Genomic DNA, 11,203 nt, shown 5'->3' with positions numbered 1-11,203 from the left:
AGCACTACCCTATGGCTGCCTAATGTTGCACCGGCTAATCCATAGTTCACGTTAAAATTACTCTATTTGATAACGGAGAATGGCTCTGTGGAAATCCTGTCGGCAAAATCGTTTAAGTTGTGAACATTTCTGGTAAAAAAGCCTTTTCCCAAGAGCAAGTAATCAACGAAACTTATATCAAGTTCTTCCAATGTATTAATTTCTAGTTGCTTTCGATATTATTTTCCTGCTACAACAAGGTCTGTTCTATTTAAGAGATGATGGTCGAACAATACATTGTATGACTCATTCTTTCTCCTGAGTTTGAAGATAATGCTGAGAGAATTGGGTTCTATAACCATAGGATGATGTATAGGCAAAATGTTTCTAAGAATGTCCTAATGCAAGATACTCGTAGTGAAAAGATATTATAGATAAAAACTATAACATCATAAATTTAATTGATTTGAACTATTTACCAATTGTTCTAATTTTGCTGTCACGTTACAATTTATTTAAGCATAAAAAGCCTCATTCCAAATTCAAAATAGACACACAACATTATGGACAAAAATTCGCAAGACATCAGCAAATGCCCTTTTCACAATGGAACTATGAAGCAAGCCGTTGCCGGAGAAGGTACTAAAAATCGCGACTGGTGGCCCAACCAACTAAATATTGGTATCCTGCGCCAGCATGCTTCTTTATCCGACCCTATGGACAAAGATTTTGATTATGCAGAAGCTTTTAATAGCCTCGATCTGCAGGCAGTAAAAGCAGATTTGCATGCGTTGATGACCGACTCACAGGATTGGTGGCCTGCCGACTTTGGCCACTACGGTGGATTATTTATTCGGATGGCCTGGCATAGTGCTGGTACGTACCGTGTATTTGACGGCCGTGGCGGTGGTGGCATGGGTATGCAGCGCTTTGCCCCTTTAAATAGCTGGCCGGATAATGTGAGCCTTGATAAAGCACGCCGTTTATTATGGCCCATTAAGCAAAAATATGGCAAAAATATTTCCTGGGCCGACCTGATGATTCTTGCAGGGAATGTGGCCCTGGAAAGCATGGGCTTCAAAACATTTGGTTTTGCTGGTGGCCGTGCCGATGTATGGGAACCAGCCGAAGATGTGTATTGGGGTTCAGAAAATACCTGGCTGGGTAATGAAGACCGATATAGCAAAGGAGTAGAAGGGGTGGCTGCCCATGGCGTTGTATCCTCCGATGAGGATGCTGACGGAAAGATTCACTCACGCGACCTGAAAGAGCCGCTCGCTGCAGCTCATATGGGTCTGATCTATGTAAACCCTGAAGGGCCTGACGGTAATCCTGATCCGATTGCCTCTGCCAAAGATATACGCACGACCTTTGGCCGTATGGCGATGAATGACGAAGAAACTGTGGCGCTGATTGCCGGTGGACATACCTTTGGTAAAACCCATGGTGCAGCCACTTCCGACCATGTTGGCAAAGAACCAGAAGCTGCCGAACTGGAGCTGCAAGGCTTTGGCTGGGCCAACAGTTATGGTTCAGGGAAAGCGGGCGATACAATTACCAGCGGACTGGAAGTAACCTGGACTACCACGCCTACGCAATGGAGCAACAACTATTTCGAAAATCTTTTCGGGTTTGAGTGGGAATTAACTAAAAGCCCCGGCGGCGCCCATCAATGGGTAGCCAGAGATGCAGGCGAGATAATCCCCGATGCGTTTAACCCATCAAAGAAGCATCGCCCTACTATGCTTACTACTGATCTGGCGTTGAGAATGGACCCAGAATATGAAAAAATCTCCAGATATTTTCTTGAAAACCCGCATGCGTTTGCCGATGCTTTTGCCCGTGCCTGGTTTAAACTCACACATCGCGATATGGGCCCGGTTACCAGATATCTGGGTCCGGAAGTACCAACAGAAGAATTGTTATGGCAAGATCCTATACCTGCTGTAAATCATCCATTGGTAGATGAAGATGATATTGCCATATTGAAAGGAAAAATTTTAGGCGCAGGATTGAGTGTTTCCCAATGGGTATCTACTGCCTGGGCTTCTGCCTCAACGTTCCGTGGGTCCGACAAACGTGGCGGAGCCAATGGTGCTCGTATCCGCCTGGCGCCGCAGAAAGACTGGCAGGTAAATAATCCTATTCAACTGTCAAAAGTATTGTCTGTGCTTGAAGGCATTCAGAAAGAATTTAATGAAGCAGCTGACGGGGGTAAAAAAGTATCTCTGGCCGACTTGATAGTGCTGGCAGGATGTGCAGCCGTAGAAAAAGCTGCTAAGGATGCCGGGTATGACGTTACTGTGCCGTTTACAGCAGGCCGTATGGATGCTTCCGCAGAGCAAACCGATGTAGAATCTTTCAAATACCTGGAGCCACAGGCAGATGGTTTTAGAAATTACCGCAGGTTCAATGTGCCAGCTTCTACCGAAGCCCTGTTAATTGATAAGGCGCAATTGCTTACGCTCACCGTGCCAGAGTTAACGGTCTTAATTGGCGGCATGCGTGCCTTGAGTACCAATTACGATAACTCAAAGCATGGCATATTTACTGATAGGCCGGGTGTATTAACTAATGACTTTTTTGTGAATTTACTGGACATGCGTACTGCCTGGAAAGCCATGGGCGAAGATAAAGAATTGTATCTAGGTACCGACCAGAAAACAGGACAGCCAAAATGGACTGCCACCCGTGCCGACCTGGTTTTTGGTTCTAACTCTGAACTTAGAGCCGTTGCCGAAGTATATGGTAGTGCCGATGCAAAAGAAAAATTTGTAAAAGACTTTGTGACTGCCTGGGAAAAGGTGATGAATTTAGACCGGTTTGATCTGAAAAAGAAGTAAGCCGGCAAAAATCAAAAGTTTCAATAGAAAGGGGGTGGCTATGTTCCACTCCCTTTCTGTTTAATGTAATCAAGGCTATTAACAAATGTTTTTCAACTAGTATAGATTTGGTATCTTTTCACCATTGAATTGGTAAAAATACTGAGCCATCTGTGGCGATGCTCAAATCAGCATAAGCAAAATTGTGTCTGGCTGCCTTGTCAGACTGAATTAATAAGGAATTTGCTTGTCTACATAGGCAATACAAAGCTTCTGGCTGACATACAGCGGTGTATTCTAAAACTTACTCTATACTCCTAGATAAAGAGGTAAAAAGAGACATTGTATGTTTGCTTATGTCTCCTTTAACAGTTTATTGGAATAATGATAATTTTTGATTTGCTCTTTTAAGAGGCTTTTGGATCTGGCAATTTGTTCAATAAATAGTCTTTTTTTCACTCTCTTTAGCTAATTTCATTTTTCTCACCCGTCTTTAGCACACTATAAATTGTAGCGGTAATTTTTGATTTTTGTCGTAGTTCCTTAGCAACAATTTACCATCTATATAGTGCAATGCTAGTGCAAGCCGTCTAACCTTTTTACCACAGCGAAAAATAATTCCTTCCTCACCACATACTTTTTAAGAAGCTGTCTAAAAATATAATTTAAAACTGTTTAAGCATGAGTCAAATCATGGCTATGTGAAACATAGCTTCTGAAGATTTAACCTTTCGTTCATAGTCCACACTCAATCGCCGGTGAGCGGTTAGCCAACTGAAAGTACGTTCCACGATCCAACGTTTGGGCAGGACTTGAAAAGTTTTTACGCCTAAAGGTTTCTGTACAATTTGTAAGAACCACCGGAAAGTTTTTCTGACAAACGCTTCAAACTCGCCCCTATAGCCCCCATCTGCAAAAATGACTGACAAGCGCGGAAAGGTGAGCTTCTTTTTCAAGAGCCTATTGAGCAGAAACCCTGCGGCTCTTCTTTCATCAATATCTGCCCGGTGTACCACCACATAGACCATTCTCGGCTTATAATAGCAAGCCTAAGGTGTCTACTAGGATGTGGTGTTTACGGCCTTTGACTTTCTTTGCTGCATCAAACCCATGTTGACCGCCCACAAGCGTTGTTTTTACACTTTGGCTGTCAAGAATAGCCACTGAGGGAGATAACCTGCGTTTGTTCTTTACCCGCACTTTTTCTCGTAGAGCATCATTCAGTTCTTGCCAAAGGCCTAATCTGCAAAACTTAGCATAGTAGTAATAGACACTTTTCCAAGGTGGTAAATCCTTAGGCATCAATCGCCAGGGTATACCTCCCTTCACCACATAGAAGATGGCGTTGAGTACCTGACACAAGTTATATTTACGTTTGCGTTGATCTATTAACAACTTTTCGATAACTTGCCATTATATGGAGCATTTCTGCCATAGCCGTCAGGCTAAGGGGTTATATATACGTATATGCAGATAAAATGAACATTACACATTACTGCTATGCGATTTCCAATAAAAGAATTAGAGGCAAGTCAAATTATTAAGAAGCTAGAGCATTTTTTTGATCAGCAAATAATAATTCAAAAAGCTACAGATGCAGGCTTTGTTAAACGCAAGAGTAAACTTTATGCGATGAGTTTCTTACAACTTTGTTTCATTGACACACATAATGCTTGTTGGAGAAGTTTAACTCAAGCTTGCACCTTCTTACGGGAGATCGTAGGGGTAAAACTGCGAAAACAATCCCTGGATAGTCGCTTTAATGCTTTTGCTGTCACATTCATAAAGAGTCTGGTAGAAGAGGTGATAAAAAAGCAAGTTTGTCTTGTTGATCCTGCTGAAAGCTTAGAAAATACAGGTGCAAGTATGTCTAAGTTTAAACGAATATTAATTGGCGATAGCACCTCTTTTTCATTGCCTGCTCAATTTACCACTGCTTACAAAGGTTCTGGAGGTATGTATTCCACTTCGGCAATAAAGTTATATTATGAATATGATCTTCTATCAGGCTCACTTAACTGCATAAAAGATGCAGATGGCGTTAAGTCAGACCAAACCTTCAATGAAGTAGACAGTATCCATAGCGCAGATTTAGTAATGAAAGATCTTGGGTTCTATCAAATGCCCTTTTTTAGGAAGTTGCATCAAAAAGGTGCCTATTTTATCTCCAGGCTAGCTGCCGGAAGCAAACTTTTTGTAAAAGATAAGCGGGTAAGTTTGGAAACATTGCTGTCAGAAATGCCTGCATGTATTTCATCTTATGAATTTGGGATAGGTATTGGCTCAGATAAAAAAGAAAGAACAGCCTTAGGAGAAATAAAAATGATTGTAGAAAAAGTACCTATAGCAGTTTATGAGCAAAGAATCAGAAAAATAAGAGCTAAATATGAAAGCAAAGCCAGACAGCCTTCTAAAGAACAGCTACTATGGAATAAGTATAATATTTTTGTTACCAATATTCCTGCAGAGTTACTCTCAATAGAACAAGTAAAAAAGATTTACCGCTTGCGTTGGCAAATAGAAATTTTGTTCAAAACATGGAAGTCCATTTTTCATATTAACTTGGTAAAGCCTATGCAATTGTACCGCTTTCAATGTGTGCTATTGAGTTCGCTACTAATCATATTGTTGTTTATGCCGCTGTTGCATTTCTTTAAGCATTATCTGTGGCAGAAGACAGGAAAAGAAGTAAGCGAATGGAAAATGCTGGTATGGCTCAAAAACCACTTGACACTTATTCACAATTTTTGCAAACAAGCAAGATTTGCTAAGTTCGCGAAATTATTTTATGCACAAATATTGCAAGATGGCTTCAAAGAAAAGCGAAAGAAAAAAGGGGAGTATACACATTTTATTCCTCTAGACATCTTAGCAGCGGCTTAGCCTGACGGCTATGGCATCGCTGCTCCAGTCTGTGAGGTCTGTTGAATACATTGGTCGTGCTTTGTATCTGTCAACTCATTGATTCCCTACTTTATTTTATGCAACCATTTTTAGACAGCCTCTTAGCTGGACTTTAGCACTAAGCAGCCCAAGTTAAAGCTTGCTGAAAAAGCAGCAGTTGCCCTCTGGGTAATTTTACCATATCATCTTTCTGGGCAGACATGCAAAAACTACTTTCTTGCCACAAAAGCTGTCTTACACAAGCAATGGCATCCGAAAAAGTAGGATGCTTTTTCTCATACCAGGCGGCTTGACTTATCTGCAATTTTCCTTGCCCCTGTAAGCTGTCTGCTATCAAAGTGATCAGGGAAAACAGTCCTAGTAAAACAGGTGTGCTACGAGCAATAGCTTTAGCTGACCACTGCCTTTGTGTTTCTACACCCAGATGCGCCCTCACCTCTTGAAAAGTAACTTCTATGCTCCAACGGCGGACAAAGTAGTTAATACTCTGCTCGGCAGTCAAAGTCAGGTCTGTAGAAAGTAGGGCACTTGTCCCTAGTTTGCCTTCCGGATCACGCAGCAGCACCCACTGGATAGCCACAGGTGGTTTGCCGGAATGATACCATAATGCCCTGCCTGTGGCTACTTGCATACACTTTTCTTTATGGCCATACCAGTGGGAAAATACGATCCTTTGCCACTCTGTGTCTGCTTGTTGTGCCACTTGAGTGAGTGTGGGCAGGCGTTTACCCTTCTTGCGGCTACGGCCTACCTGACCTTCTCTGCGCAGGGGTAGCGGTTCGTACAAAGCGGCATCCAAACGCAAGCGAGTGATAAAACTAACCTTGCCTGCTAGCGCAGCTAATAAGTCAATGACCGCATACGAACTATCACCTACAGCAATGATTTCTCTCTTGGGCAGCCATCGGTTGAGTTGTAAAAGCATCTGTCTGGCCCAGTCTGTTAGCTTTTTATGCTTTTTGCCATGCCCTTGGTTATATCGTTCACTGGCAGCAAGTACAGTCAGGAAAGGCAGTGCCCAAACTCTTTTAGCCCAACTCACAGGTACAAGTAACATCAAACTTATCCATCTAAGGCCGCTGCTTTTGACAAACTGTGAATTGCTGCTTCTGACACTGTCTCTGTAGATGCCTCGTTGTTCAATCTTTCTGCCCCAACGCCTTTCCAAGGTTTCATCTATGCCCACAATTACCGGTCCTTCGGGTAAGAAACACTTTAGTAGCTCTGTTAACAGTACTAAAGATGCTTTTTGAGCAGACCAGCAAGCAAGACTCAGCACCCGGTGGTACTTGTGAAACTTCTTCTCCCTACTTAATCCCACAATGCATAGCAGGGCACTTACTGTCCTTTTGCCGGGAGCAGGTATCGCTCCTGCCAGCATGAGTTTTACATGCTTGAAAACAGGCTTGGAAAACAACTTTCCAAATGGTATTATTACTCTTAAGAACTCTTCTGGATAAGTAGTCATGGTACAACTTGTTTGGCGATAAGTTTATACCTTCTACTTACCTGTTGAGTTCTTCCTACTATCCAAAATGCTAAAGTCCAGCTAAGTAATTTCTAATATTTGTCTGGTTGAACAGAGCTTATGGTGAGCCGCAAACATGTTCACTCAATCTTATTTCTTTCACTATGCCTACTTCTCTTTCTTTTTAGCAACCCCTTACCCTTGATAATTGTGACTGAGAACCCATTCATATTCCAGGTCTTATCCAACCACACGGTTTCTTACTGGTTGTAACTATACAGGACTGGAAAATTGTGCAGGCAAGCGCTGATACATCTGTGCACCTGTTAATGGCTGCTGAGCAATTAATCGGGCAGCCACTAATGCGTATACTTGGAGAAAAGTTGCCTATACACTTACCAGATTTCTTGCATCAAAAAATCCTGGGTTTACAGTTCGAAGAGAGATCAAGCAAGTGGATTTACTACAAAGAAAGTATCATACGATTATTCACTTGCTCCCCCCTTTGCATACTTGAATTTGAAACACTGGCCGAAGAAGCAGATATTAAATTCGCCTACCTGAATGAGATGTTAAGCCATAGGCAACAGGCGGCCACCCTTCTTGAGTTTTCCCAGACAGCTGCCACACAAATCCGGTTGTTGACCTTATTTGACCGTGTTATGGTGTACCATTTCGATGAAGCCTACAACGAAGAAGTAATTGCTGAAGCCCCGAGAAATGAGCTGGAGCCTTTTTAGGTTAAAATTACTGATTTAAGCTATAGTAGGAGAAGGCTCTTGCACCCTTCAGATAATTCTTGTACATTTCTTTCAGCATGTAACCCTGCTATGCTGGCACAATAGGCCAACATGATAAAGACCGCTTTCCAGCAGGTGGCCTATCTGTGAAGGCAGAAAAAAATGCTCTTTGAGTCATTAAGCGAACTCAGCCAGCCAGTGAATAATTAAAATCATTACCTCAGACATTTTAATCCATTGATGTTAATGGCCCTATATAAATGATCGTATGATTTCAAAAGTTAAATTCTTCCTTACATTATTTATTGCCTTAAGTACTTCTATTGCACTCCGTGCTCAACAAAATATTTCTATAGCCTCACCTAACCAAGCTATCAATCTTGAGGTCCTGAATACTGAGCAAGGTATACTATCTTATAGCATTACCTATAAGAGCAGAAAAATAATTGAGGCCTCTACCCTAGGCTTTTCATTTAGCAAACCGGCTTTACAACTTACTAATTTTACGATTAACGCCTTTGATACAACGCTGCATGATGATACCTGGAAACCCGTTTGGGGAGAAGTAAGCCATATTCGCAATTATTACAAGCAGCTAAATGTAAGGCTTGAAGATAAAACTGGTTCAGGCATTTTACTGAATGTAGTTTTCCGTATATTCAACGATGGAGTAGGCTTTCGTTATGAGTTTCCCCAACAGGCATCCCTTCGTCATTTTATTGTGTCCGAGGAACACACCCAGTTTAGGCTAGCCGGAGATCATAAAACATTCTGGATTCCGGGTGATTATGAGACAAATGAATATGGCTACCATACCACAAAACTGAGCGAAGTTGACGCCCTTGCAGCCGCGCAGAAAGAAAAAGATATTGCCTTAACAGCTCCCATCGGTGCCAATGCTGTTCAAACGCCCCTGATGATGAAAACGGCTGAAGGACTGTATATCAATCTACATGAGGCAGCACTTCGCAATTACCCGGTTATGAATTTAATGCTGGATAAGAAAGCCCTTACACTTACGACTCACCTGGTTCCTGATGCAGTGGGCAATAAAGCCTATTTACAAACACCTGCTCAAACTCCCTGGCGAACCGTGATCGTAAGCGATAAAGCCGCCGGTATCCTGGCTTCAAAAATGATTTTAAATCTCAATGAACCTTCCCTTATTGGGGATGCGGAGTGGGTAAAACCACAGAAATACGTGGGCATGTGGTGGGAGATGCATGTAGGAAAAGCTAACTGGCCTTTAGCCGATGGAAAACATGGAGCCAATACGCGAAATGTAAAAAGCTATATTGACTTTGCCGCAAAGTATGGCTTTAAGGGTGTATTAGTAGAAGGGTGGAACACAGGCTGGGAAGATTGGTTTGGCAATTGGAAAGAAGAGGTTTTCGATTTTGTGACTCCTTATCCTGATTATGATATAAAGGAACTCTCGGCATATGCAAAAGCAAAAGGTGTCAGGATTATTATGCACCACGAAACATCCGGAGCGGTAACTAACTATGAAAGGCGGATGGATACGGCCTACCGCTTCATGCAGGATCATGGCATGAATATGGTAAAAACCGGCTACGTAGGCCGGATTATTCCCCGTGGCGAACACCACGACGGGCAATGGATGGTGAACCATTATGAAAGAGTAGCTCAAAAAACAGCGCAATACAAAATTATGCTCGTAGCCCATGAATCCGTCCGCCCAACCGGATTGCACCGGACTTACCCCAATTGGCTGGCCAATGAAGCAGCCAGAGGCAGCGAGTTTCACAATGCCCCTACTCTGGGTATGTCGCCAGAACATACCACTATTCTACCATTTACCAGAGGCATAGGCGGGCCAATGGATTTTACACCTGGCTTCTTCCACTTCCAGTTAAACCAGTTTGATAGCACCCGCACGCAAAAGATCCGTTCAACCCTGGCTAAGCAATTGGCCTTGTATGTTACTATGTACAGTCCGGTTCAAATGGCGGCTGATTTACCGGAAAATTACAACAAGCATTTGGACGCCTTTCAATTTATTGTAGATGTGCCGGTTGATTGGGCAGATACACAAATACTGGAAGCAGAGCCGGGCGATTACCTAACCATTGCCCGCAAAGAAAAAATCCGTGACGCGGATAAAGGGAAAGAGGCCTGGTTTGTTGGAGCAATTACGGATGAAAACCCACGTACGGCTTCCATTGCGTTAACCTTTTTGAAAAAGGGGAAAAAATATGAGGCAACCCTGTACCGCGACGCTAATCATGCATCCTGGGAAAAGGCACCGGAAGCCTACACAATAGAGAAAAGAACAGTAACCAACAAAACCAGGCTAAACATACTTTTGGCAAGTGGCGGCGGTTGTGCAATCAGTTTGATTGAAAAGTAATAAGCAAAGTTGACTATAAAACACCTTGCCTGAAGCTTTATATATAGGCAAGTAGGGAAAATTATTGTTTCTGAAGATCTCTTGAGGGTTTGGTCCCCTTGGCCTTCACTTCCTGAATGAGTAACCTAACCTTATGGGAGAGTACATTTAACTGCTCTTGGGATAATTATAATTTAATGCTAGAAAAATCATTATTAATGCTTATTCCATTGACCTGTATTTTGTGGCAAGTCCACTTACCAGGTGAAGGATAAGTAGAAGAGTTTATTTCGCCTTATCCTGCACCCAGATAAGTTGTAACCGTTTAAAGCCGAAGCATGGAAAGCATTTCCCCTTTAGGAAGTTCTCGTGCAGTATAGTGGAGACTGAGCTCTTGATTAGCATGATTCTTTTCCACTTCCAACAGCTCTTTCACGGCTATTTTCATAGTTAAATCCGATCCGCTAGCATCGGCAAATGTCCATCTCTTCAATGTATTGCCCTTCTCATCTTGAAGGCTAATGCTCCTGTTAGTACCAGCTCCCCCTTTTATCGTGCAATGGGTGTATTTGATGTACAGTTGATCGCTTTCCTTTGCATCCTTAAGCGGCAGCACCCGTAAGTTCAACGGCTGGTTTACCATTTGCTGTAGAATGAGTTGGTCGTTGAGATAAATCGCATAACTGTCTAATCCAAACTTTGTAGTGAAATTAGAGGCAGTGAGGCATAGGGTAATCAGCGTAAATATCCTTACATACGCCTGATTGAATTTGATCTGTTTCATTGTGTTAATGGTTAAAATTTCTTATCACAAGTTAACCTAAGAGCCTGATATTAAGAAAAATAGTAGACCAACTACCCACATAGTAGATGTCTGCTGAATATTAATGTGAGTCAAGAGTTGAAAACTAAAATAAAAAGGGCAGCAGTGATTCTTTCA

The 11,203-nt window shown here is 42.3% G+C and carries 8 protein-coding genes; 4 read left to right on the top strand and 4 right to left on the bottom strand.

Going from position 1 to position 11,203, the window contains the following annotated elements:
* The first annotated feature begins 542 nt into the window (after window positions 1-542).
* Window positions 543-2,822, top strand: a complete 2,280-nt coding sequence (gene katG / locus Q0590_RS35545) for a catalase/peroxidase HPI (RefSeq protein ID WP_302042437.1) — start codon at window positions 543-545, stop codon at window positions 2,820-2,822.
* Window positions 2,823-3,487: 665 nt separating this feature from the next.
* On the opposite strand, the gene Q0590_RS35540 is transcribed toward katG, so the two are convergent.
* Both Q0590_RS35540 and Q0590_RS35535 read right to left on the bottom strand, forming a co-directional pair.
* A complete protein-coding gene (locus Q0590_RS35540) occupies window positions 3,488-3,829 on the bottom strand; it encodes a transposase (RefSeq protein ID WP_302042436.1) in 342 nt (113 codons plus the stop codon).
* A 7-nt stretch (window positions 3,830-3,836) separates the two neighbouring features.
* Window positions 3,837-4,205, bottom strand: coding sequence for a transposase (locus Q0590_RS35535; RefSeq protein ID WP_302042439.1), 369 nt, complete (start codon window positions 4,203-4,205; stop codon window positions 3,837-3,839).
* Between the two features lie 96 nt (window positions 4,206-4,301).
* Here Q0590_RS35535 and Q0590_RS35530 point away from each other — a divergent pair, with 96 nt between their 5' ends.
* Window positions 4,302-5,684 carry an IS4 family transposase gene (locus tag Q0590_RS35530; protein WP_302042435.1) on the top strand — a complete coding sequence of 461 codons (1,383 nt, stop codon included), beginning with the start codon at window positions 4,302-4,304 and terminating at the stop codon, window positions 5,682-5,684.
* Between the two features lie 139 nt (window positions 5,685-5,823).
* On the opposite strand, the gene Q0590_RS35525 is transcribed toward Q0590_RS35530, so the two are convergent.
* Window positions 5,824-7,173 carry an IS701 family transposase gene (locus Q0590_RS35525; protein WP_302042434.1) on the bottom strand — a complete coding sequence of 450 codons (1,350 nt, stop codon included), beginning with the start codon at window positions 7,171-7,173 and terminating at the stop codon, window positions 5,824-5,826.
* Between the two features lie 224 nt (window positions 7,174-7,397).
* On the opposite strand from Q0590_RS35525, the gene Q0590_RS35520 reads away from it, so the two are divergent.
* Window positions 7,398-7,913 (top strand): hypothetical protein, encoded by a 516-nt coding sequence (locus Q0590_RS35520; RefSeq protein WP_366970795.1) that lies wholly within the window; start codon window positions 7,398-7,400, stop codon window positions 7,911-7,913.
* Window positions 7,914-8,181: 268 nt separating this feature from the next.
* Window positions 8,182-10,284: a glycoside hydrolase family 97 protein gene (locus tag Q0590_RS35515; RefSeq protein ID WP_302042433.1), complete on the top strand. Its 2,103-nt coding sequence runs from the start codon at window positions 8,182-8,184 to the stop codon at window positions 10,282-10,284.
* 304 nt (window positions 10,285-10,588) lie between these two features.
* Here Q0590_RS35515 and Q0590_RS35510 read toward each other — a convergent pair whose 3' ends face one another.
* On the bottom strand, window positions 10,589-11,047 hold the full coding sequence (locus Q0590_RS35510) for a hypothetical protein (protein WP_302042432.1): 459 nt from the start codon (window positions 11,045-11,047) through the stop codon (window positions 10,589-10,591).
* Window positions 11,048-11,203 lie beyond the last annotated feature (156 nt).

This window comes from Rhodocytophaga aerolata (genome assembly GCF_030503435.1).
GTDB lineage: Bacteria > Bacteroidota > Bacteroidia > Cytophagales > 172606-1 > Rhodocytophaga > Rhodocytophaga aerolata.
This window is presented reverse-complemented; position numbering and strand designations above follow the sequence as displayed.